Source organism: Myxococcales bacterium (assembly GCA_016706225.1).
Lineage (GTDB): Bacteria > Myxococcota_A > Polyangia > Polyangiales > Polyangiaceae > JADJKB01.
Genome location: JADJKB010000005.1, coordinates 722,446 through 745,071 on the forward strand (window position 1 = coordinate 722,446; position 22,626 = coordinate 745,071).

The window sequence follows — 22,626 nt, forward strand, 5'->3', positions numbered from 1 at the left end:
GGCTTCAGGAACGCACTCCGGCTGGCGTCCGTTCCCACCAGCTTAACATCGTACGCGCTCGAAACCAGGTGCGAAACGCCGCAGCGCGTCTGGTAGCTTATCCGCTCGCATGAGCCAAAAGCCCAGATTGCCCAGGGACTCGGACGAGCTCGCTCTCGATCGGGACGCGCTGCAACGTAGCTTCGTGAATCACGTCCGGCACACACAGGGCAAAGACCCCAGCGTGGCGACGCACCTCGATCACTTCATAGCGGCGGCCCGCGTGGCGCGCGATCGGATGGCTGACCGTTGGACCCGCACGTCCCTTTCCTACGCCCACGAGCAACCTAAGCGGGTCTATTACCTGTCGATGGAATATCTGCTGGGGCGGCTCCTGGAAGATGGCCTGCTGAACCTGGGGTGCCACGCGCAGATGGACGAGGCGCTTCGGGAGGCGGGCGTGACGCTGGGCGAGCTGGCCGAACAAGAGCAGGACGCCGGTCTCGGCAACGGGGGTCTGGGGCGGTTGGCCGCCTGTTTCCTGGACTCGATGGCGACGCTGGGGATCCCCGGCATTGGCTACGGCATCCGCTACGAGTACGGCATCTTCCTCCAAGACATCGTCAAGGGTGAGCAGTTCGAGCGGCCAGACCCCTGGCTCCGCTACGGCAACCCCTGGGAGTTCGAGCGCCCGGAGCGGCGCTACGCCGTGCACCTAGGTGGGCGGGTGATCCAGTACACCGGCTCCCGCGGGCGCCGCGTTCACGAGTGGGTCGACACCCACCAGGTGCTTGCGGTCGCCTACGACACGCCGGTGCCCGGTTATCAAAACGGCGTCGTGAACACGCTCCGACTCTGGTCCGCCAAAGCCACGCGCGCGTTCGACATCTCGTATTTCAATCAGGGCGACTACATCAAAGCGGTGGAGGACAAGGCTGCGACCGAGACGATCTCCCGCGTCTTGTACCCCAACGACTCGCAGCTGGCGGGCAAGGAGCTGCGGCTGAAGCAGGAGTACTTCATGGTCTCCGCCACGCTGCAGGACGCGGTGGCACGGCACCTGACGCGGCACGAAGATCTCACCGATCTTCACCGCTACGCGGTCTTTCAACTCAACGACACGCATCCTGCGCTGGCGGTGGCCGAGCTGATGCGCTTGATGGTCGATCGGCACGGCATGGCCTGGGGTGAGGCGTGGGAGATCACCCGGCAGTGTTTTGCTTACACCAACCACACCATCTTGCCCGAGGCCCTGGAGCGTTGGCCGGTCTGGCTGCTGGAGCGGCTTCTGCCACGTCACCTGCAGATCATCTACGAGCTCAACCAGAGCCTGCTGGAGCAAGTTCGCAAGCGTTTTCCGGGTGACGACGCCCGCGTCGCGCGCATGAGTTTGATCGAAGAGGGCGGGGAAAAGCAGGTGCGCATGGCGCATCTGGCCATCGTCGGTAGCCACAAAGTCAACGGCGTGTCGGCGCTCCACTCGCGCTTGATCCGCGAGGACCTGTTCCGAGATTTTGCCGAGCTGTATCCCGGCAAATTCATCAACCAGACCAACGGCGTGACGCCGCGGCGCTGGGTCCTGAAGTGCAATCCGGAGCTCGGGCGACTGATCAGCGAGCGCATCGGGCCTGCCTGGGTGACGGACCTGGATCAGCTGGAGCGCCTGGTCCCGTTGGCAGACGATCTGGAATTTCACGCCGAGTGGCGCGCGATCAAACAACGCAACAAGGAGCGATTTGCCCGCTGGCTGCGGCGGGTGCACGGCCTGGAGCTCGACCCCACGCACCTGATCGACTCTCAGGTGAAGCGCATCCACGAGTACAAACGCCAGCTGCTGAACGTGCTCCACGTCGTCTCGCTGTACCTCGGCTGTCGCAACAGACGCGACGTCGATGTCGTGCCGCGGACATTCGTCTTTGGTGGCAAGGCCGCGCCCGGCTACGCGGTGGCCAAGCGTATCGTGCATTTGATCAACGCAGTGGCAGCCAAGCTGAACGGTGACGAGAGCACACGGCATCTCTTGCGGGTGCTCTTCGTTCCGAATTATTCAGTCAGCGCCGCCGAGATGATCATCCCAGCCAGCGACGTCTCGGAGCAGATTTCCACGGCGGGCATGGAAGCCTCCGGCACCGGCAACATGAAGTTCTCGCTGAACGGCGCCCTGACCATCGGCACCCTCGACGGTGCGAACATCGAGATCAAAGACGCCGTGGGCGACGAGAACATCTTCATTTTCGGGCTCACCGCCGAGGAGGTCGAAGCCCGCCGCAAGAGCTACGATCCGGCTCCGATCCTCCACGCCGATCCCGAGCTTCGGGACGCCCTCGACGCCATCGCGAACGGGCTTTTTTCCCCGGATGATCCCCCGGCGTTCCGCAGTCTCGTCGACGAGCTCGTCACGCGCGATCGCTATTTCACCCTGGCGGACTTCCGCGGTTACGCCCGCACCCACGCGGTCCTGGAGCGGACCTACGCCGACCCCAGCGCCTGGACCCGGCGCTCGATCCTGAACGTGGCACGCATGGGTCACTTCTCCTCCGACCGGACGCTGAAGGGTTATGCTCGCGACATCTGGGGTGTGCCCGCGTAGCGGGCGCAGCGGGGCACCGAGGTCTCGGGTCAAGCCACGCACCCCCGCCCGAGGTCGCCGTTCTAGGTTGCGTCGCTTTCGTGTAGCCTCGACAAATGGTGCGCACTCGGCTCTGCCTGGCGCTCGCGGCGTCGAGCCTGTTCGTTGCCGGATGCTCGGGGTACGCCGAGGACGAAACGGCTACTTCGCATGCGGGTCAACGTCGTGCCTTCGACGACCGGAACCGGAGGTGCGGCCGGTGCGGGAGCCGGGGGCGCGTGGACCGGTGGCGGCGGTGGGCTCGACGCAGGCGGTGCGGGCACCGGTGGCAGCGCAGGGAAGTCGACGAGTGTGCTCCGAGACGAGGGAGACTGCAGCTGTCGTGCGCCGCGCTCCGAGCCGCGGGCGCCCTGGGTGTGGATGGGGGTCGCGCTGACTGCGCTCGCGCTCGGGCGGCGCCGGCGTGCGCGGCGCGGGCTCGTGAGTGCTTCCGGGCGCGGTCGTTCGCGCTGAAGAGTTGCAGGGGCGGTCGAGGGGATCAACGTGAGCGACGGCGATGAATCGACTCTGATTGGCCGCCGGTCGGAGCTCGCTATCCTCCAGCGCGCGCTCGAAAGTGCGCGGCAAGGTCGCGGCGCGGTGAGCGTGCTATCCGGCGAGGCCGGCCTGGGCAAGAGCGCGCTGGCAGGCGAAGTGAGCGCGAGCGCCCACCGGCTCGGCTTCGAGGTCCTGTCGGGGCGCGCCTGGGAGTTTGCCGACGCGCCGCCGCTATTTCCCCTCGGCAACGCGTTTCGTGCGCTCGGTGTCGAAAATGCAGAGCAAGACGGGGACGTCAGCCGGTTCAGGCTCTGGGAACGGGTGCTGCTTGCGCTCGCGGGCCGGGCTTCTTCACGCCCGATCTGCATCTTGCTCGAAGACCTGCACGCGGCCGACCTCCAGACGCTCGATCTGCTCGTCTACCTGTCGCTCCCCGTCCAGTCGTTGGCGGTGCTGATCCTGGTTACTGCCCGCCTCGACGATCCGCGGCTGGGTGACCGCGCTTCGCGACGTCTGACCCGGCTCGCCAAGGATGGCATCGATCTCAGATTGGTGCCGCTCAGCGCACCCGAGATCTCGGACCTCGCCCGGGTCCATGCCCGGCGTGAGCTGTCCGGCAACGTGCTTGCGAAGCTGACCACGCTCACGGGCGGCAATCCTTTCTTCGTGATCGAGTGTGCGCGGCGCGTGGCCGAATCCGGCGCTACTGCCGCCGACATCGCGGGCCTGCCAACCACGGTCAAACGCGTCGTCTCCGAACGAATCGAGCTGTTGCCCGAGGCGACTCGCCGCGTGCTCGCGGCCGCAGCGATCTTCGGTCGCGAGTTCAGCGCTCGCGACGTGGCGCTGGTTCAAGGCATCCTGGCGGCCAAGGTCGTGGACGAGCTCCTGCCCGCGCTCTCGGCGCGTCTGGTCGAAGAGATCGAGCCAGGGCGCTTTTGTTTTCGGCACGTGCTCGTGCGAGACGTGCTGGAGGACGCCCTGCCGCCACGGGAACGCGCCGATTTGCATCAGCGCGCCGAGGCGGCGCTGGCACGACTTGGAGAGGGTGCCGACGTGGCGCTCGAGCGTGCCCGTCACGCCCTCGAGGGACTCACGGAGCCAGATGATGGGCACGCGCTCGGTCTGTTGCAGCGGTCACTCAGCTTGCTCGAGACGAGCGCTGCGTTCGATCGGGCCCACGCCATGTGTCAGCGCGCCGACGCCCTGCGGCGGAGCGGGCTCTTGCCGCCGGCTTCAGCCGAGCAGCGCCTGCACGCGGCCTCCCTTGCGCTTCGCGCGGGCCAATACGCCGAGTGTCGACGGCTGGCGGACGAGCTGATCTCCGAGGCCCGAGCCGCGCGCGATCCCAGCTTGCTCGGGCGGGCGGTGCTGACGCTGGGCGGCGAGCTGCACGCGGGTGTGGTCGTTCCTGCCCTGGTCGACAGACTCAACGAAGCCATCAGCGCGCTCGGCGATCGCGACGAAGTGCTCGGGTGCCGGCTCGGTGCGCGACTTGCCGCTGCGCTCCAGCCCCACGAAGATCCGATGCTGCCGGTCGAGATGGCGCGCTCCGTCATCGAACGGGCCCGCCGCCTCCATGATCCTGCGCTGCTCTGCGAGGTGCTCTTTACCGCCGGCTCAGCGCTCGTGGACTTTGCGCCGATCGAGGAGCGCGTCGCGCTGTGGCATGAGCTGTACGCTTTGTCCGAACAGAACAACGACCCGGTGCGCTCGTCGCGCGCGCGGGCTCGCCTGGCGATCGACGCCGTCGTCTCGGGTAACTTCCAGCTCTTCGAGCGCGAAGTGGAGAGTGTGCTGGCTTCGTCCCTGCTCCTGGGCCACCCCGCAATTCGCTGCCGCGCCCTCCTCTTGTCGTCGATGCGGGCCTTGGCTGTGGGGCGCTTCGCCGAATCAGAACGCCACATCGTCGAGGTCGAGCAGCTCGCACCGCTGGTCGACGAACCCTCGATATCGCTCTCGTTGGCGCTGCACCGCTGCTTTCGTGCCCGATTGATGCACCTGGATGAGGAGTACACTCGCGCGACGGCGAGCCTCGACACCACACTGCGCGTGAGTGGCGCCGGTGAGGGGTTTCGGCAGTTGCTCCGCGCAGCACACGCCGCGCGCTTGGAGGACCCCGACGGCGTGCGCGCTGCGCTTTTGGGCGTTGCCTCGACGCACTTCGATCTGGCGCAAGATCCCTCCTTCTGGCCTCTGCTCGCGGAGAGCTACCTGTGCGCGGGCGATCGCGCTGCGGCCGCTCGGCTGCGTGAACGATTGGCAGCGACGACCGAGCGCGAGGTCTCGGGTAGTCACGTGGTCGTCACCTACGAAGGGCCGGTGCTGCGCTTGATGGCGCTGCTCGACGCGGTGCTCGGGCGTGTCGATGAGGCCGAGTCGGCGCTCCGTATCTGCCTAGCTCTGGCCGAACAGCGCGGGCACCGCCCATGGGTTGCACAGATCTCCCATGATCTGGCCGGTGTCCTCGAGCGCGCGGGTCGCTCCGAGGCCGCGCGTCCCCATTTCGTGGACGCGGCGTCGCTGGCCGACGAGCTCGGCATGACGGGGCTGGCCCGGCGCGCGCGCAGGCAATTGACGACGGAGCCGAGCGGGAACGACGCGGCGGACGTGCAGGCTCCCACTGCGCTGAGCCTGGTCTCGAGCCAAGAGGAGGACGGCTGGTGGGTGGTCCGAGGACGGACCCGGGTATTCGTACGCGACTCGCGCGGCATGCAGCTCCTGGCGCGTTTGGTCGAGCGCCCAGACGAGGAGATCCACGTCCTGACCCTGGCCAGCGACGGGGGCGCGGCGCTCGGGGAGAGACTCCGGTGTGGGTCGGGTACCTGATTCAGCGACCCGAGGCGCACTCGGTGCACCACGCGCGCGGCTTGCACGCCTACAACTACGGCAACGTGCCGGTTTGGGATCTGCTGTTCGGGACGTTCCGGAATCCGAGCGGGTTCAACGCGGAGCAGGGCTTCTGGGACGGGGCGTCGGCTCGTGTAGGCTCCATGTTGATGGGCCGCGACGTCGGCGACCCGCCGCGCTCAGTGGAGCAAGCCGAGCGGTCGTCGCGCTTCGAGGTCGGGCAGGTCTGAGTCCCGCTTCGTCTGCCACCCCGACTCTCCCGCAAAGTTTTCGGCGCGCCGGCGCCCAACCGTTCAGATCTGCGCGGCGGCCGCGAGGATTGCCGCGGTTGAACAGCGCTTCGCGGCGGCACGGCAGCTGCACCTTTCAGGCGCGATGGTCGTGCCGAGCGTCCCAGAAGCCGTCCTCGAAGGCCGAGACCTGACCAAGGTCTACCGGATGGGAGAGGTGGACGTGCACGCCCTCTCGGGCGTCGACATCAGTCTCTTCGCTGGCGAGCTGTGTGTGCTCGTCGGTGCTTCGGGCAGCGGCAAGAGCACCTTGCTCAACATCCTCGGCGGGCTCGACGTCCCGACCAGCGGGACCGTGCGCTATCGCGATCACGATCTCACTGACGCCGACGAACGACTGCTGACCCAGTATCGGCGTGAGCACGTCGGCTTCGTGTTCCAGTTCTACAACCTCATCCCGAGCTTGACGGCCCGAGAGAACGTGGCGCTGGTCACCGAGATCGCGCGCGACCCGCTCACACCCGAGGAGGCCCTCTCCCTGGTGGGCCTCGGCGCGCGCCTCGACCATTTTCCGGCGCAGCTCTCGGGTGGAGAGCAGCAGCGAGTTGCGATCGCACGCGCGGTGGCCAAACGGCCCGATCTGCTGCTCTGCGACGAGCCCACCGGAGCGCTCGACTACCAGACCGGTGTCGTGGTGCTCGAGGTGCTGGAGAGCGTGAACCGAGAGCTCGGGACCACGACCGCGGTCATCACCCACAACGCCCCGGTCGCAGCCATGGCCGATCGGGTGGTCACTCTGAAGGACGGACGCATCGCGGGCATCGGCGTGAATGCCCAGCGCGTGGCGGCGAAGGAGCTGCGATGGTGAGGGCGCTCGACAAGAAGCTCGGCCGCGACTTGCTGCGTCTCAAGGGCCAGATGCTCACGATCGCGCTGGTCGTGGCGGCGGGCATCGCCGCGTTCGTGGCCCTCCGCGGCACGTACAGCTCCATTCAGCTCGCGCGCACGAGCTTCTATGAGCGGCAACGCTTTGCCGACGTGTTCGCGCGGCTCGAGCGTGCGCCGGAGTCCCTGCGCTCGCGCGTCGAGCACCTGCCCGGCGTACTCCGCGTCCAGACGAGTGTGTCGGAGGTCGCGATGATGCCGCTGCCGGACGTGGCTGAGCCCATCCGAGTCCAGGTGCTCTCCGCCGAGGCTGAGGGGGTGGCGGGGTTGAATCAGCTCCACCTGCGCGACGGCCGTTGGCTCGAGCCAGGGCGCAGCGACGAAATCCTGCTCATCGAGTCCTTCGCCGTCGCTCGCAAGCTGCGTCCCGGCGACAGCCTGCCCCTGGTTCTGAACGGCAAGAAACGCTCCTTCCGCATCGCCGGCGTCGTCATGTCTCCGGAGTTCGTGTTTGCCATCAGCGCCGGCGAGGCCGCGCCGGATCTGACGCGGTTCGCGGTGGTCTGGCTGGACCGTGAGCTGCTCAGCGCGACGTTTCGCATGCAGGGCGCGTTCAATTCGCTGAGCGTCGCGCTCCAAGCGGGTGCGAGCGAGCCGGCGGTGATCGACGCCCTGGACCGGCTGCTCGAACCCTACGGCGGGACTGGCGCATATGGCACGTCGATGCAGCCGTCCAACCGGGCGATCGACGGTGAGCTCGCTCAGCTCGAGAGCATGTCGACGGTCTTGCCGGTGATCTTCTTGCTCGTTGCGTCGCTACTGGTGAACGTCGTGCTCTCACGGCTCGTGCACCTGCAAAGACCGGAGATCGCGACGCTCAAGGCGGTCGGTTACAGCAATCGGGAGGTGGGCTTTCATTTTTTCGAGCTCGCGTTGGTGATCGCGGTGCTCGGTGCGGCAGTCGGGGTGGGGATCGGCGCATTCTTCGGAGGTCGCATGGTGGAGCTCTACGCCGAGTACTTCAAGTTCCCGAATCTCGTGTTTCGCTTCGACCCAAAGAGCGCGAGCGCGGCCGTGCTCGTCAGCCTCGGCGCTGCGTTGCTCGGTGCGTTCGGCGCGGTGCGGCAGGTCGTGGGTCTGCCTCCCGCCGAGGCCATGCGGCCGCCCGCGCCGGCGCGTTATCGACGCTCGCTCATCGACCTCCTGGGCCTGGCTCGTTGGGTCGGACCGTCGCTCCACATGATCGTGCGCGAGCTCCAGCGCCGTCCGCTGCGGACGCTGTTCTCTTCCCTGGCGATCGCGGTCTCGATCGGCCTGATGGTCGTGGGGGGCTGGTACTACGACGGTATCCGTTACCTCGTGCAGACGCAGTTTCACGAGGTGATGCGGGAAGATCTGACGGTTGGCTTCATCGAGCAGCGCCCGAAACGTGCGCTGTCCGATCTGAAACAGATCGACGGTGTGCTCGGCGCGGAGGGGCTGCGAGCGCTCCCGGTGCGCTTCCGGGCCGGCGCGGCGCACCGTGACGGGGTGATCTTCGGCTACCCGGCGGAGGGAGAGCTGCGGCAGCTGCGGGACCGCTACGCCCGGGTCGCGCGGCTGCCGCCAGATGGCGTGGTGCTGACGGACGTGCTGGCGGAGATCTTGGGGGTCTCGGTCGGGGACCGGATCGAGGTCGAGGTTCACGAAGGCCAGCGCGGAAGACGTTGGCTGAGTGTCAGCGGCACGATCGACGAGGCCTTCGGACTGCAAGGGCACATGACCGAGGAGTCCCTCGCACGTTTCATGGGGGAGGAGCCCAAGGTCAATCTGGCGCTCCTGACCGTGGACCCCGCGCGCGCCGCCAACGTCGATGCACACCTCAAGAACATGCCGTTCATCGGCAGCGTGACGCGCCGTGCGAATCTGCTGGAGCGCTTCGAGAACCAGAGCGCGAGCATGATCACCACGATGGCGGCCATCATCATGCTGTTCGCTGCCACCATCACGGTGGGTGTGGTCTACAACAACGCTCGGGTCGCACTCTCCACGCGCGCGCGAGATCTCGCGAGCCTCCGGGTGCTGGGCTTCACCCGCCGGGAGATCTCCGGGATCTTGCTGGGTGAGATGGCCATCTCGGTGGCCCTCGCGTTGCCGCTCGGGCTGCTCTTCGGAAAATGGTTGGTAGTCGGGCTCACGTCGGGCGTCGACCCCGAACAATGGCGGATGCCGGTGGTGATCACGCCGAAGAGCTACGCGCTGGCGCTGCTGGTAGCGCTCTCGGCGGCGATGGTCTCGGCGCTCTTGGTCCGGCGCCGGCTCGACAAACTCGATTTGATCGGAGTGCTGAAGACACGGGAGTGAAACATGAGCGAACGAGAGCTCGACGAAACAAGCGCGTCCGCGGCAGGGCCTCGGCTCGGCCAGAGCCGGGGCAAACGCGGGCGCTCGCTCGAACGCTGGATCAAGCGGGGATTTCTGCTCGCGCTCGCCGGCGGTCTGGTTGCGCTGCTGGTCGTGGCGATGCTGCCAAAACCCGCGCTGGTGGACGTGGCGGCCGCAGAGCGCGCCGAGCTTCGGGTCACCGTCGATGAAGACGGCGCGACGCGGGTCAAGGATCGCTACGTGGTCTCCGCGCCGCTGACCGGCAGCCTGGCCCGCATCGAGCTCGACCCCGGCGATCCGGTGAAACAGGGCGATCTGATCGCGAGGATCGTGCCGCTCGCGCCGGCTTTGCTGGACGAACGCACGAAGCTGAGCGCCGAGGCACGAGTGGCCGCGACGCTGGCGGCGCAGCGCCAGTCGAGCGCGCTGGTCGAGCGAGCGAAAGCCCACCAGGACTTCGTGAAGAAGGACGGAGAACGCCAGCGCTCACTCTTTGCCGAGGGTGCGGTGGCAAAGGACAGCGTCGACCAGGCAGAGCTGGCCCAGCGCACGGCAGCGGCGGATCTCGACTCGGCGAAGTTCGGCGCCAAGGTGGCGGACTACGAGGTGGAGATGGCCCGAGCAGCGCTCGGTCGCCTGGGCAAAAAAGCAAAACCCGGCGCCGAGGAGCAGCTCTTGGTGATGGCGCCGGTGGCCGGGCGTGTGCTCAAGGTGCTTCACAAGAGTGAAGGTGTGGTGCAAGCGGGGACGCCGCTGGTCGAGCTCGGCGATCCGCGCGCGCTGGAGGCGGTTGCCGACGTGCTCACCAGCGATGCCGTGCGGATCCACCCGGGGTCGTCCGCGTTGTTGGTCGAGTGGGGCGGGCCGCCGCTGCCCGCCCGGGTGCGGATCGTCGAGCCATCTGCGTTCACGCGCCTCTCCGCGCTGGGCGTCGAGGAGCAGCGGGTGAACGTGGTGCTCGAGCCCGCAGGCCCGGTGGAGGCCTGGCAGCACCTGGGTGACGGGTATCGCGTGAAGGCCGAGATCGTGACGGAGGAGAACCCGAACGCGCTGCAAGTGCCGGCGAGCGCGGTGTTTCGGCACGACTCCGGCTGGGCAGTGTTCCGGATCGAAGGTGAGGTCGCGCGCTTGAACCCGATTGTGCTCGGGCTGCGCACGCAGCGGCGGGTCGAGGTCACGGAGGGTTTGGAGGCCGGGACACGTGTGGTGCTCCACCCCAGCGATCGCATCCGCGACGGTGTGCAGATCGAGGCGAGGTGACGGTGTAGCCGCCGGAGAGACGACGGCGGATTTCTCGTGAGGTCGCGGGTGCCCGCGCGGTGTAAGTTCTGGGGATGGCCGACCTGAAACGAGCCGCCGACGAGCTGACGGCCAAGGCTGCGTTCGACGCCGCGAAAAAGGCTGCCGAGCGAGCCCTCGATGACGCACTGTCGACGGATGAAGAGCGGGCAGCACGCAAGGCGGAGGAAGCGGCGCTGGCCAAGAAGAAGCGCACCAAGCTGATCGCGATGAGCGTGGTGGGGCTCTTGCTCGTGCTCGGTGTGATCGGGATGGTGGTGAACTACTGGCAGTGGTTCTTCCTGCTTGGGCTGGTGGGCCTCTTGGCGCTCTATGGTCGGCATCGCTGGCGCACGCGGGGCGATACCAAGCCCGACGTTGCTCCACCAGTCGTGAGCGCAGCCAGCAAGAAGCAGCGGGCGCCTGCGCCCAGACGCGTCAGTGAGGGCGCCAGTGCGCGCGCGCCCGCTCGACCCGAGCGTGACGTCGAGGAGAAGACCGCCACGCGCGAGCTGGACGAAGCCGCGATTGAGGACGAGCTGGCGGAGCTGAAGGCGCGGCTCAAGTAGCCACGCGGGGCATCGCAGGGCGACACTTTGGCGGAGGCGTCGGAGGCGGGAACGCGCACACGAGGATGGGGGAGGGCGTCACTCCGGGCGGCGATGCGCAAGCACGAGGTCACGGACCCTCTGTGCCGCGACGACCACGGCAGCCGCGACGGGGGGCGAGAGCGTCGTCGAGTAGGCTGAGGGGCGTTCGATCGCGATGGCGATGATGCGGACGGCGGGCAGGCTCCCACCAGCGAGCATCCCGGCCAACGCGAGGGTCTGCGCGACGCTGAGGCCGTGGGTCGAGACCGAGCAGAGTGGGCTCTCGTCGAGCGCGCCGAGCGCGAGCTCACTGACCTGGCCGGCGGGTCCGGCATCGAGCGCCGCGTCGACCAGCACGACCAGCTCCGCGTCTTGGGTCAGCTCCACCAGCCGCGCCGCGTCGGACACCCAAGAGAGCTCGGTGCTCGGGGGCGGCTCTGCCTTCAGCGCGTCCAGGACGGCGAGCCCCACGCCGTCGTCGCCGGCGGCGCGCTGCCCCAGGCCAATGACCCGGACCGTCACTCAATCCTCCCGCTCCACACGCAGTTTCAGAAAATGCGTCGAGCACGAGATGCACGGATCGTAGTTGCGCACGGTCTGCTCCGCGAGGCGAGTGGCCTCCGCGTGGGGCATGTCGGCGAGCCGTCGGGCGATCGCAAAAAGGTCGGCCTCGATGGCCTTCTGATTCTGCGAGGTGGGCGGTGTGATCTTGGCCTCCTCGATCAGTCCCTCGGCGTCGACTCGGTAGCGATGGTAGAGCGTGCCCCGAGGCGCCTCGCTGGCCGCCATGCCAACCCCTTTGCGCAGCGGCACTGGCACGCGGACAGTGGCGGGTCGGGTGTAGCTCTTGATCAGCGCGCTGGCCTCATCCAGGGCTTGCAGCACCTCGATCGCACGCACCAGCAGGGTCTTGAACGGATTGACGAGTGGCGGGCGCAGCCCCAACGAATCGGCCGCCCGGCGCGCGAAAGGCCTGAGCTGCTCGAAGCACAGATTGAATCGAGCGAGCGGCCCGACGACGTACTCTCCGTGACCGAGGTGCACCGAGTGGAGAGCCGTCGAGCGCTCGACGTGCTGCTCTTCGAAGTGCGCCTCGTAGTCGTGCACGTCGATGTCGAGCCCCGCGCTCGATACCATTCGTCCCTCACAGAACGGGTAGTCTTCGGGGTGTTTCAGGCTCACGAACTCGAGCTCACGCTCGAGCTCGGGGAAGGGGAGCCCGCCCAGCATCGGCAGCACGAGCTCGAGCGCCGCCTTCGACCAGGCAAGCTCTGGCAGCAGAGTCCGAAGCTCAGTCTCGGTCGGCGCACGATAAAATCCTCCAACACACACGTTGATGGGGTGGATCTCGCGGCCGCCGACCAGGCTGACGAGGTTGTTGCCGGCCTTTTTCATGCGCAGCGCGGTCTTGACCAGCTCGCCGTGGTCTTTTGCCATGTGAATGGCGTCGGGGTAACCGAGGAAATCCGGCGCGTGCAGCATGAACATGTGCAGCACGTGGCTCTCGATCCATTCCCCGCAATACAGCAGCCGGCGCAGGGCGCGGATCTCTGGCGTCAGCTCCGCGCCGACGGCGTCCTCGATGGCGTGGCAAGCGCTCATCTGGTACGCGACCGGGCAGATGCCACAGATGCGTGCGGTGATGTCCGGAGCCTCGAGCTGAGATCTGCCCCGCAGCAATCCCTCGAAGAAGCGCGGCGGCTCGAAGATGCGAAGCTCCACACTCTTCGGTTCATTGCCTTTGAAGCGGATCGTCAGTGCACCCTCGCCCTCGACGCGCGCCAGGTAGTCGACGTTGATGGTGCGGGTGTTCTTGCTCATTTCGCCTCGTCCTTTTCCGCGGTGAGGCTTCGATGTTCGCCGTGGAAGGCGGGTGCTGCGGCGTTGAACGTCGAATACAGGCGCGCGATCTCGGATTTGCTCGTGCCGACCTTCGAGAGGGCCGACCTGAGCCCGGGCGGATTGGCGCTCTCGGCCGGGCCGAAACAGCCGAAGCAGCCTCGGCTGTAGCGGGGGCAGAGGGCCCCGCAGCCGGTGTGCGTGACCGGCCCGAGACAGGGGATCCCCTGGGCCACCATCACACACACCGCGCCGGCGCGCTTGCAGTCGAGACACACCGAGTGGTTCGCGACGCGCGGCGGGCGCCCATTGAGGAAGGCGTTCAGCACCTCGAGCAGCTGGTGTTTGTCGACTGGACAACCGCGTAGCTCGAAGTCGACCCGGACATGCTCCGCGACGCCCGTCGACCTCGCGAGCGTGTGGATGTACTCGGGTCGGGCGTAGACCACCCGCGTGTACTCGCTCACGTCCCCGTAGTTCCTGAGCGCCTGGATCCCGCCGGCGGTCGCACAGGCACCGATCGTGACGAGCTTCTTGCTGTTGGCCCGGATGGCGCGCAAGCGGTCGAGATCGTGCTCATTCGTGATCGAGCCTTCGACCAACGTGAGGTCGTAGGGGCCGCGCAGCACACGGCTGGAGGCCTCGAGGAAGTGCGCGATGTCGACCGCCCCGGCCACCGCCAGCAGCTCGTCCTCGCAGTCGAGCAGGCTGAGCTGGCAACCGTCGCACGAGGCCAGCTTGAACACCGCGAGCTTGGGCTTTCGAGTCGTTCTCATGCTCAGAGCTCCCGTACACTCATCAGGCGCACCAGCTGAGTCAGCGGATAGACGGGGCCATCTTTGCAGATGAAGGTTGGACCGAGCTGGCAGTGTCCACACGAACCGACGCCGCACTTCATGTTGCGCTCCATCGAGAGGTAGATGCGGGGCGCGGGCATGCCGAGGCCCTCGAGCTCACGCGACGCGAAACGCATCATGACCTCGGGCCCACACAGCATCGCGACGCTGTCGTGGGGTGTGAAGTCGAAGTGTCGGAGCAGCTTCGTGACCACACCCGTCTGTCCGCGCCATTCCGGATCGCCGCGGTCCACCGTGACCTCGAGCTGCACGTCCATGCGACCGCGCCAGCGCGCGATTTCTTTGGTGTAGAGCAGGTCGCCCGGCGTTCGGGCGCCGTACGCAATGCACACGCGTCCGAACACCTTGCGCCGAGACAGCACGCTGTAGATGGTGGGTCTCAGGGGTGCGAGGCCGATGCCGCCCGCGACCAGGAGCACGTCCTTGCCCTGGGCCTCGTCCACCGGCCAGGGCGTGCCGAACGGTCCGCGTACGCCGATGACGTCGCCCTTTTTCAAGCCCTGCAGCGCGCGCGTGACGGGGCCGACTGCTCGCACCGTGTGAGTCAGCACGCCCGGTCTCAGCGGGTCGCCGCTGATCGAGATGGGCACCTCGCCGAAACCGAAGGCGTAGAGCATGTTGAACTGCCCCGGTGCGAACCGGAATCCGCCCCGTGGCCTGGCGTCGAGGTCGAAGCTGAAGGTGTCGGCCGTCTCGTTGCGGATGCGCAAGATCGCCATCGGTTCGGGGAACAGCGCGTCGGTCATCGAAGCTCCGCTTTGTACACGTCCAGCTGTTGCAGGCGGGCCTGCGTCAGGCGTTCGTCGGCGGCGGCCAGTAGCCGTAGCGTGAGGGCGTAGCCGAAACCGTGGTCGGCTTGCACCTTCCCGCGCACACAGTTCGCGTCCAGTGCAAACGCGAGTGTGGGCTCGAGCGCACGCGCGTCGAGGTGCCAGCGGAACGGCGGCAAGAGCACGGACCAGCCGAGGACGTCGCCCGGAACCAACGTGTCGATCTTGAGGGAGCCCCTGCCCGGGAGGTAGTTCTCGAGCGCGACCGTCCCGCTCCGGATCAGGAACATCGATTCGGAGGCCGAGCCCTCGCGGACCAGGTATTCGCCGGCGTCGAAGCGGGCGTTCTTGGCGCATCCGGCCAAGAACTCGACCTGCGACTGGGTGAGCGCTTTGCAGAAGGGTTGCTCAGCCAGCGAACGTGCGAGCGATTCTACTTCCATGGGGCTCCCTCCGGGGTTCCGACGGCTTTGCTGGGACGAGAGACGGCGGCCGCTTCTTCGGTGATGTCGATGCCGACCGGGCACCAGGTGATGCAGCGGCCACAACCGACGCAGCCCGAGGTGCCGAACTGGTCGTGCCAGGTCGAGAGTTTGTGCAACAACCACTGGCGATAACGCGCGCCGACGCTGGGGCGAACCGAGCCCCCGTGCAGGTAGCTGAAATCGAGAGTGAAACACGAGTCCCAGCGTCGACGTCGTTCGGCGCTCGAGCCATCGAGCTCGGTGAAGTCGTCGATCGTCGTGCAGAAGCAGGTTGGACACACGAGGGTGCAGTTTGCGCAGCCCAGACAGCGCGTACCCAGGTCGGAGTAACGCGGGTGTTCGGCGTTTGCGGCGAGTCGCTCGCGCAGGCCCGCGGTCTCCAGGTGTCGAGTGATGCGCTCGCCCGCGGCGACCGGGATCTTGGCGGCGAGCGCCCGATCGGCGTGGCTCGCCGAGACGAGCGCGAGCTCCTGCACCAGCGTGACCCCGATGGCGCTGCCGGTCTCCACGATGAAACGGTGTGGCCCGCCGTCAATCAGCTCCGTCAACGCCAGATCCCACGGCGCCGCGGCGCGCGGACCAGTCCCCATGGACGTGCAGAAGCAGCTTGCGGATGGCGAGCCACAGTGCACGGCAACCACGATGACCTCGGCGCGACGTGCGGCGTAGCGCTCGTCGCGATGACGATCATTGCCGAGCACACGATCTTGAAGCCGGAGCGCGGCGAGATCACAGCCGCGGGCGCCGAGCAGCGCCAGCTTTCGCGTGACCATGGGCTCCTGGGCGAAGCGCAGCGACTTGCCCTCGCGGTGCACTCGAAACAGGCGCTCCTCGGGCAAGAGGCAGTACTTCTTGAACGAGCTGACGCCCACGGCGTAGCCGAAGACGGCGGCGTCTAGCCGCGCCGCTACGCGGTACCGACCCGGCTCCTGGGTGTCACCAAGGCCCGCCGGGAGCTCGGCGTCGCTCGTGATGGAGTCAATCACGATGGCCCCGTCCCGAAGCGTTGGCCCGACGACGTCGTAGCCGCGCGAGCGGAGCGCGCTCACGAGCGCTCCCAGTGCGGGTCGAGGCATCAGCCAGGCGTCCATCGGTGTGCTCCGTCCGACCGACCGCGGTCATCACAGCGCTGCGCTCGCTCGGACACGGCCTGCGGATTCAGGATGCGTGCCAGAACGCGGACGCGTTTCCGCCGGAACTGTGTGTGCACCGCCAGGCGAAATCCGTCCGAGTTGCGTTGACGAGGCCCGCTCGCGCAACGCCTGCGCAGTCAACCGGTCGGCGGTGGGAGTCGGTCGGCCGAAACCCGACCGTGACGGAAGCGCCGTATCCCGCTGCCCGGCTTCATCGGGCGCCGAAGGTCATCGTCGCGGAGATCTGCACCGGCGCGCGTGTGGGTTTCGGGAAGCGCGCCGGGCGGATGCTCCGCGCGATGCAGCTACCGAGCGCGGGCGCACGCTCGGCAACGACCCGGACGCTGGCTGCCTTGCCCGTGGCGTCGACCACGAGCTTGATGGTCACCAGCTCGTCCGGGGCTGCGGGTGCGCCGTGCTGCACGTGGCAGGCGCGGTACTGGGTATAGTGCTGGCGCAGGACGCGTTGCACTACCTCGAACGGAAGGCCATCGGAGACCTTCAGATCGGAGATCCGCAGTCGCGCCCCAAGCGCGGGCACGAAGCGCCGCCGCGTCGCGCTGATCTCGCGCGCGATCCTCTGCGCCTCGGGGCTCTTGTCGCCGAAATACGCCTGGGCTCGCTCCGTGCGCGCACCGCCTTCGGGAGAGAACACCGTGTTGGAGACCTGCGCTTCGATGCACTCGCGCACTTTGCCGGGCACCGGGCCGGTGGCGCGTGTCTGTTTGATGAACCCCTTGTCGTCGAGGTCCACTTCGAGCGTCACCGCGGCTTCGAGGCCCGGGGCGCAGGTGTTCGCGGCCGCTAGCGCGCCGGGCCAGGGTTCTTCCGGTTCGCTCCGAACACTGCCCATGCCACCTTCGATCGGCAGTGACCAGACGGGGACGTAGCCATCGAAGCGATGGGCGAACACATCGAGCACTGCACGCGTTCGTGCTGCGACGTCCCGCGGAGCAACGAACATCTCCGGCAGCGTGTTGAGCGCGCCGCTGGCCGATGGGGCGGGCGCGCTCGCAGTCACCGCCACCGACGCGCTTGGTGCTGGTGAGGGGGTCGCGCGATCACAGGCGAAGAGCAGCAGGCCTAGGATGGGCAGTGCGGAACGCCAGGGGTGTGCGCCACGGCGCCGTCGCATACACACAGCCCCCAGGACGATCAGCCACCAGCTCTCGTCGCCGTGCCGTCCGACGCCGCAGGAGAGAGCGTTCGCAGCGGAAGCTTTTGGCGGCGTGCCGGTGGCGCTCGTCGAGGGCGACGGGCCTGCCGGGTTCGCCTGCGCGCCGAGCCGCGCGTCCACGAGCGGAAGCAGCCGCGCTCGTGCCGAACGGCAAGCGTCGTCACATTTGGCCATGGGCACGAACACCACGTCCTCCCAGCCCCGCCGCTGCTGCTTGAAGTCCCCGAAGGTCTGTACGACCCGGGTGCGCGGCAAGAGCCCCGACAGCTGCTTGCCGAGCGGTTCTTCGACCTCCCCGACAAAAGGAAAGGAGCGAACGCCCTCGCTGAATGGACGCCGGAGGCGCCACTCGTCGTGGAGCGTCACGCCAGCATAGGGAATGAGCGGCACGTCGCTGACGACCCACAGCTCGAGCTCGCGGTTCTTTTGCTCCGGTGCGTCGGCGGGCTCGCGATACGGATAGAAGGGAAGCTCACTCTGGAAACTGATGCGGAGGGTGCGACTGGTCAGCTCCTCGTTGGCTGCCTTCGTGCCGTCGTAGCGCAGCGCCACGAAGTGAAAACCGAGCTGGACGTAACCGGCCATCCACGCCTTGCCGGACTCGCCGCTCTTGAAGCCGTGTTTGTCGAGCCACGCCGAGAGCGCGTCCTTGTCGGTTGCGGTCAGGACGAACGCGGTGAAATCGCCGACGCGCTTCTTTTCGATCACCTGCACGGGCGGGGGTCGAGGCGCCGTTCCTTTGCCCGAGCCGCCAAGTCCGGCGCCGAAGCCCAGCCCACCGAGCAGCAGTGAGCTCTCGACGAGTCCGGAGGGGTAGCGCTTCTCGAGCTCGTCGAAGGGCGACTTTTCCACGGCGTGCACCGTGGGTCGGCTGGGTGTCGGGACGACGAATCCGAACTCGCCGGCCGCGTGTGCAAAGCGCAGCTCACGCACGAAGTGCTGCAGCTTCGTCGAGCTGTCCCAGACGATGAGTGTGCGCTCCAGGCTGAGTCGGGGTGGGGCCTTCAGCCATTGGCCCGACGCAAACGCGCCGCAGGCTCGGGCGGGGCGCTCGCCCAAGCACAGGGCCAGAATCAAGAGCAGCGCGAGTCGGACGCTCGAGGGCATGACGAGAGGATAGGCCGACTGGGCGTCGAGCCGGTACTTCGCGTGCGCTTCGAGCTGCGTGAGCCGCGCCAGCCGAGACTAGAATACCGATCAGCTTGCGCTGCTCGTGTTCTAGGACCTTTACGTTGGGGCTGCGCCCCAAACCCCCGGCCTTCGGCCGTGCGCGCTCCGCGCGCGAGCGCCGAACACCTTGCAAGTCCCGGAAAACAAGCGACGTTCAACCTGTTCGGCGCTCTAGCGCTGCGACTCCGCGCTGCGGGCCCGCACGGTCCACGACGTGCCGGCGTCGGGGGTCTGTTCACGTGCAAAGCGGAAGCTCGGGGTCTCGAACACATCGCTGGCCACCGTCCTGGCGGGCTCGGAAGGGTCGAGCTCCGCGCTGAAGGTCCCGACGCGGGTCTCCTTGAAGCGCACGTTCCACATGTCGCACTCGACCCCGACGTAGCGTACGCAGTCGCCCTGGGCGCTCTCGTCGAGGAACACCGAGCCCTCGAGGCGGTGCCCGGGCCCGAGCTCGCCGGCGAACACGAGCTCTCGCTGCGGCAGCGTCGACTGCGACGAAAAGAGCGCTAGCAGCGCCGCGTAGCGCCGCGAGTACGGCTCACCGGTTGGTGGGTGTTCACTCTCGTCGACGAGTGCGTTTGCCGTCTTCGTGCTGAGCTCGAGGAACTCGCGGCCCGGGACGTAGGGCGAGTAGGTGCCGCGAGCCGTCCCGTCGTTGTGGGACGCGCTGCCCGCGGCCGCGACGGGGCCGAGCCCGCTGACCTCGATCTCCGCGAACAGGTGTTGGTATCGCCATTCGTCTCGGGTGGCCTCGGCGCGATCGCCAGGCAGCACGAATAGCCGGAGGCGCAGCGGGAGCGTACGGTCCCGAAGGCGAAGCTCACCGCGCCAGGCCTGGTTGTAGGGGTGGAGCGGCAGAGGGGGTGAAGCGCAGGAAGTGAGCAGGCCGCTGAGGCCCGCCAGCGTCAGCAAACAAAAGCCGAATCCGTCCCTCTGCGCGCGCGCCATCAGATTGAATCGCGGCGTTTCAGCGCGATCAGGATCCAGATCAGGATCAGGAACATCATCGCTGACAGCACTGCCGGCGGCAGCCAGATCAGCTCGTAGTCCTTGAACCCCCAGGCGCCGTTGAAGTCCATGCTCGCGATCTGCGCCTCGGCGCAGCGGAACTTCCCGGCGGTCACGAAGTTGTCGATGCTGGTCGTGTCCGGGCGTTTGAGGTCCATGACCCAGGCGGCGTCGGCGGCAATGGCGATGCGCTCCTGGGCGACGACACCCTGGAACCCCCAGCGCGCGGGCACCAGGTACATGGGCCACTCGAGCAGCGAGTTCGTGGTCATGGGGACCATGATGCCGCCGAGCACGACCTGCGGGATCAGGGCGATGGGGGTCAGCGCCATGGCCGCCTCGCTGCTGGTCACGATGGTGCTGAGCAGGAGGCCGATGGCCACGCTGTTCATGGCCGTGATGCACAGGGTACCGAGCTCGATCAGGAACGCCAGCGGACCCCCGTGGAAACCGAGGGCGAAGAACACGATGCCGAGCAGCACCGAGCACTGAATGATGCAGATGAAGGTGAGCAACAGGAACTTGCTGAAGACGTAGTTGAACAGCTTCAGGTTCACCATGCGCTCGCGCATGTAGATGGCGCGCTCCGCGACGATCTCGCGGGCGGCGTTGCTGGTGCCGAACCAGACCGCGGCGACCACGCAGAAGAACGCGGCGCCGGAGTGGTCGGTGGTGACCTGCATGCCGGACAAGAGGTCGTTCGAGCCCGCACCCAGCCCGCCGGAGCGGCGCCCGAGCTCCTGCAAGGCACCGAGGCACCAGTACGGAATTGCCTCCTTCTGACCGCCGAACACCAGCGCCAGGAGCACGCCGATGATGGGTGCCTGCGCGAGCATGATCACCGTGCCGCTGACGTCTCGGACCTTGGTCTTGAAATAACGCGAGAAGAGCAGGAAGAACTGGCCACGGGTCGAGCCGCGCCCGCGCTGCACGCCGGGCTGATGACTGCCGGCGCCCACGGCGCGGGGTCCGCTGTACATGCGCTGGAAGATCGAGTTCTGTGGGTTGAAGAACTCGGCGTTCCACTCGCGAGCGGCCGCTTGCCGCGCGGCGAAGCGCGTCGTGTAGGGGTTCTGCGCGCGTAAGGCGTCCCAGATCGGGCGCTCGCGCTGATTCAGCATGTCGAACATGTCGCGTGGGTTGTCGACATCATTCGGCTTGCCCAGCCGCTCCAGGAAGCTACCGAAGAACTTGTAGCCGTCCTTGGTCGGCCCGTAATAAATCGGGATGCCGCCTTGGCCGAGCACGAGGGCCAGGTTGAACTTCTCGTACTCGTCCTTCGCCGGCTGGTGAATCGTGCAGATGATGGTCTTGCCGGTCTGTTTCGCCAGCCCGGCGAGCAGCTCCACCAGGGCGGTCGTGTCGTCGGCGGCCAGACCCGAGGTCGGCTCGTCGAGGAACATGATCACCGGGTCGGTGACCAGCTCCATGGCGATGTTCACTCGCTTGCGCTGACCGCCCGACAGGATCTTCTTTTCGGGTCTACCGATCTGCAGGTGGGCGACGGCCTCGAGGCTGAGTTGTGCCAGCGTCGTCTGCACGCGGCGGTCGATCTCTTCTTCGCTGTAGTCGGAGGGCAGCCGGAACTTCGCGCTGTAGCGCACTGCCTCGTACACCGTCAGCTCCGGGTGCACGATGTCGTCCTGTGGCACGTAGCCGATGCTGCCGCGGAGCGCGTCGTAGATTGCGTACAGGTCCTCGCCGTTGATCCGCACCTGTCCGCCCGTCGGAGGCAGGTAGCCGTTCAGCGCCAAGAGCAGCGTGGTCTTGCCGGCGCCCGACGGGCCCATCAGCGCGATCAGATCGCCGGGCATCGCCTTGAAGCTGATGTGATCGAGCAGGGTCTTCATCTGACCGGGGTTGTCCCGATCGTCGACCTGCATCACCAGATCCCAGGCCTCGATCTCGTACAGCGGCCGTCCAGCCCACTGCGCGAGATCTTCCACGACGACGGCGACCTCTTCCGCCTCGACCTGGATCAAGAGCGGCATCGGGCCGACGAAGATCTTCTCGCCGTTGGAGACGGGCACCTTCTGGCCGGGCGGAATTCGCTGGCCGCGCACGTAGGTGCCGTTGCCCGCGCCGCGGTCCTCGACGAACAGCTGCGAGCCGACTTTGTGGAGCAGTGCGTGTTTGCTGGAGACCTGGGGGTGCGGCAGGACGATGTCGTTGTCGGGTGTGCGCCCGATGCTCTTGAAGGTCGGTTGACCTGGGCCGCCGATGGCAACCTGTCCGATCACGGTCTTGTGCTTCGGCCGCGCTGGGCCGCCGCCTGCCGCTGGCGCGGCGCCTGCCGCGGCTATGGCACCGGCAGGACCTGGGCCTGCAGCGCTGCCCTGGCCGGCGAGCACCTGTGCCAACTGAATTGCGAGTGGGATCGGCAGCGGCACCGGGCCCAGGGCGACGAGGGCGCTCGGGTCGAGGGCCGTCAGCTGGTTTGCCGCCAGGCGATTGCCGGCGATCCAGGTGCCACTCGTCGAGCCATGATCGGTGATCGCCAGGGGTGTCGTGCTGAGAGTCGCGTGCTGGCCCGAGACACTGCCGTGCTGCACGACGACGTTGGCACGCGCGGCTTCGCGTCCGAAGACGATCTGCCCCGGCGTGACTGCGAGGTCACCCTTCTGCATCAACATCAGGGCGAGCGCGGGGTGCGCATTGGGGACAGGCGTTTGCCCGACCATGAACTGATTGCGGAAGTCGAATGGGTGAGTTGACCCGGGTGCTATCGGCTGACCGTTGAGCGAGGTCTGGCTCACGCCCGCGTCGACGAAGACGAGCTGCCCGCCCCCCTGGTGCACGACTCGCGCGTGCTCTGGCGCGACTCCGGGGCCGCCGACGTGGATTTCGCAGTGCGGGGCGCTGCCGATGGTGATGGTCTGTTTGCCGAAGCCGGTGATCATCGAAT

General features: G+C 67.3%; 17 protein-coding genes. 8 read left to right on the forward strand and 9 right to left on the reverse strand.

The window, feature by feature from the left end:
- Positions 1 to 109: 109 nt before the first annotated feature.
- The 8 genes from IPI67_10950 (at position 110) to IPI67_10985 (ending at position 11,261) form a co-directional block, all read left to right on the forward strand.
- Positions 110 to 2,569 carry a glycogen/starch/alpha-glucan phosphorylase gene (locus tag IPI67_10950; GenBank protein MBK7580712.1) on the forward strand — a complete coding sequence of 820 codons (2,460 nt, stop codon included), beginning with the start codon at positions 110 to 112 and terminating at the stop codon, positions 2,567 to 2,569.
- 189 nt (positions 2,570 to 2,758) lie between these two features.
- Positions 2,759 to 3,061 carry a hypothetical protein gene (locus IPI67_10955; protein ID MBK7580713.1) on the forward strand — a complete coding sequence of 101 codons (303 nt, stop codon included), beginning with the start codon at positions 2,759 to 2,761 and terminating at the stop codon, positions 3,059 to 3,061.
- Positions 3,062 to 3,091: 30 nt separating this feature from the next.
- Complete coding sequence (locus tag IPI67_10960; GenBank protein MBK7580714.1) at positions 3,092 to 5,914, forward strand: AAA family ATPase; 2,823 nt, start codon at positions 3,092 to 3,094, stop codon at positions 5,912 to 5,914.
- Complete coding sequence (locus IPI67_10965) at positions 5,896 to 6,165, forward strand: sterol desaturase family protein (protein ID MBK7580715.1); 270 nt, start codon at positions 5,896 to 5,898, stop codon at positions 6,163 to 6,165. Before IPI67_10960 ends, IPI67_10965 begins: the two co-directional genes overlap by 19 nt.
- Before the next feature lie 145 nt (positions 6,166 to 6,310).
- Positions 6,311 to 7,033, forward strand: coding sequence for an ABC transporter ATP-binding protein (locus tag IPI67_10970; GenBank protein ID MBK7580716.1), 723 nt, complete (start codon positions 6,311 to 6,313; stop codon positions 7,031 to 7,033).
- Positions 7,030 to 9,393, forward strand: coding sequence for an FtsX-like permease family protein (locus IPI67_10975; GenBank protein ID MBK7580717.1), 2,364 nt, complete (start codon positions 7,030 to 7,032; stop codon positions 9,391 to 9,393). Before IPI67_10970 ends, IPI67_10975 begins: the two co-directional genes overlap by 4 nt.
- Before the next feature lie 3 nt (positions 9,394 to 9,396).
- The gene (locus tag IPI67_10980) at positions 9,397 to 10,674 is read left to right on the forward strand and encodes an HlyD family efflux transporter periplasmic adaptor subunit (GenBank protein ID MBK7580718.1); all 1,278 of its coding nucleotides are present in this window, start codon (positions 9,397 to 9,399) and stop codon (positions 10,672 to 10,674) included.
- Between the two features lie 74 nt (positions 10,675 to 10,748).
- Positions 10,749 to 11,261: a hypothetical protein gene (locus IPI67_10985; GenBank protein ID MBK7580719.1), complete on the forward strand. Its 513-nt coding sequence runs from the start codon at positions 10,749 to 10,751 to the stop codon at positions 11,259 to 11,261.
- A gap of 78 nt (positions 11,262 to 11,339) precedes the next feature.
- Here the strand turns inward: IPI67_10985 and IPI67_10990 are convergent, their stop codons facing one another.
- The 9 genes from IPI67_10990 to IPI67_11030 form a co-directional block, all read right to left on the reverse strand.
- On the reverse strand, positions 11,340 to 11,804 hold the full coding sequence (locus IPI67_10990; GenBank protein MBK7580720.1) for a hydrogenase maturation protease: 465 nt from the start codon (positions 11,802 to 11,804) through the stop codon (positions 11,340 to 11,342).
- Positions 11,805 to 13,103, reverse strand: a complete 1,299-nt coding sequence (locus tag IPI67_10995) for a Ni/Fe hydrogenase subunit alpha (GenBank protein MBK7580721.1) — start codon at positions 13,101 to 13,103, stop codon at positions 11,805 to 11,807.
- Complete coding sequence (locus IPI67_11000) at positions 13,100 to 13,897, reverse strand: oxidoreductase (protein ID MBK7580722.1); 798 nt, start codon at positions 13,895 to 13,897, stop codon at positions 13,100 to 13,102. The genes IPI67_10995 and IPI67_11000 overlap by 4 nt, the downstream gene beginning before the upstream one ends.
- Positions 13,898 to 13,899: 2 nt before the next feature.
- Positions 13,900 to 14,724, reverse strand: coding sequence for an FAD/NAD(P)-binding protein (locus IPI67_11005; GenBank protein ID MBK7580723.1), 825 nt, complete (start codon positions 14,722 to 14,724; stop codon positions 13,900 to 13,902).
- The gene (locus IPI67_11010) at positions 14,721 to 15,191 is read right to left on the reverse strand and encodes a cyclic nucleotide-binding domain-containing protein (protein ID MBK7580724.1); all 471 of its coding nucleotides are present in this window, start codon (positions 15,189 to 15,191) and stop codon (positions 14,721 to 14,723) included. The genes IPI67_11005 and IPI67_11010 overlap by 4 nt, the downstream gene beginning before the upstream one ends.
- Positions 15,182 to 16,324, reverse strand: coding sequence for a 4Fe-4S dicluster domain-containing protein (locus IPI67_11015; GenBank protein MBK7580725.1), 1,143 nt, complete (start codon positions 16,322 to 16,324; stop codon positions 15,182 to 15,184). The genes IPI67_11010 and IPI67_11015 overlap by 10 nt, the downstream gene beginning before the upstream one ends.
- Before the next feature lie 253 nt (positions 16,325 to 16,577).
- A complete protein-coding gene (locus tag IPI67_11020; protein ID MBK7580726.1) occupies positions 16,578 to 18,650 on the reverse strand; it encodes a DUF2330 domain-containing protein in 2,073 nt (690 codons plus the stop codon).
- Positions 18,651 to 18,884: 234 nt separating this feature from the next.
- A complete protein-coding gene (locus IPI67_11025) occupies positions 18,885 to 19,661 on the reverse strand; it encodes a hypothetical protein (protein MBK7580727.1) in 777 nt (258 codons plus the stop codon).
- On the reverse strand, positions 19,661 to 22,621 hold the full coding sequence (locus IPI67_11030) for an FHA domain-containing protein (GenBank protein ID MBK7580728.1): 2,961 nt from the start codon (positions 22,619 to 22,621) through the stop codon (positions 19,661 to 19,663). Before IPI67_11030 ends, IPI67_11025 begins: the two co-directional genes overlap by 1 nt.
- Between the last annotated feature and the right edge of the window lie 5 nt (positions 22,622 to 22,626).

What these genes read in the sequence shown, in the direction of transcription:
- IPI67_10950 (MBK7580712.1), top strand. Translation starts at nt 110, where the DNA reads ATGAGCCAAAAGCCCAGATTGCCCAGGGACTCGGACGAGCTCGCTCTC.
- IPI67_10955 (MBK7580713.1), top strand. Translation starts at nt 2,759, where the DNA reads ATGCGGGTCAACGTCGTGCCTTCGACGACCGGAACCGGAGGTGCGGCC.
- IPI67_10970 (MBK7580716.1), top strand. Translation starts at nt 6,311, where the DNA reads ATGGTCGTGCCGAGCGTCCCAGAAGCCGTCCTCGAAGGCCGAGACCTG.
- IPI67_10980 (MBK7580718.1), top strand. Translation starts at nt 9,397, where the DNA reads ATGAGCGAACGAGAGCTCGACGAAACAAGCGCGTCCGCGGCAGGGCCT.
- IPI67_10985 (MBK7580719.1), top strand. Translation starts at nt 10,749, where the DNA reads ATGGCCGACCTGAAACGAGCCGCCGACGAGCTGACGGCCAAGGCTGCG.
- IPI67_10995 (MBK7580721.1), bottom strand. Translation starts at nt 13,103, where the DNA reads ATGAGCAAGAACACCCGCACCATCAACGTCGACTACCTGGCGCGCGTC.
- IPI67_11000 (MBK7580722.1), bottom strand. Translation starts at nt 13,897, where the DNA reads ATGAGAACGACTCGAAAGCCCAAGCTCGCGGTGTTCAAGCTGGCCTCG.
- IPI67_11005 (MBK7580723.1), bottom strand. Translation starts at nt 14,724, where the DNA reads ATGACCGACGCGCTGTTCCCCGAACCGATGGCGATCTTGCGCATCCGC.
- IPI67_11010 (MBK7580724.1), bottom strand. Translation starts at nt 15,191, where the DNA reads ATGGAAGTAGAATCGCTCGCACGTTCGCTGGCTGAGCAACCCTTCTGC.
- IPI67_11015 (MBK7580725.1), bottom strand. Translation starts at nt 16,324, where the DNA reads ATGGACGCCTGGCTGATGCCTCGACCCGCACTGGGAGCGCTCGTGAGC.
- IPI67_11020 (MBK7580726.1), bottom strand. Translation starts at nt 18,650, where the DNA reads ATGCCCTCGAGCGTCCGACTCGCGCTGCTCTTGATTCTGGCCCTGTGC.
- IPI67_11025 (MBK7580727.1), bottom strand. Translation starts at nt 19,661, where the DNA reads ATGGCGCGCGCGCAGAGGGACGGATTCGGCTTTTGTTTGCTGACGCTG.
- IPI67_11030 (MBK7580728.1), bottom strand. Translation starts at nt 22,621, where the DNA reads ATGATCACCGGCTTCGGCAAACAGACCATCACCATCGGCAGCGCCCCG.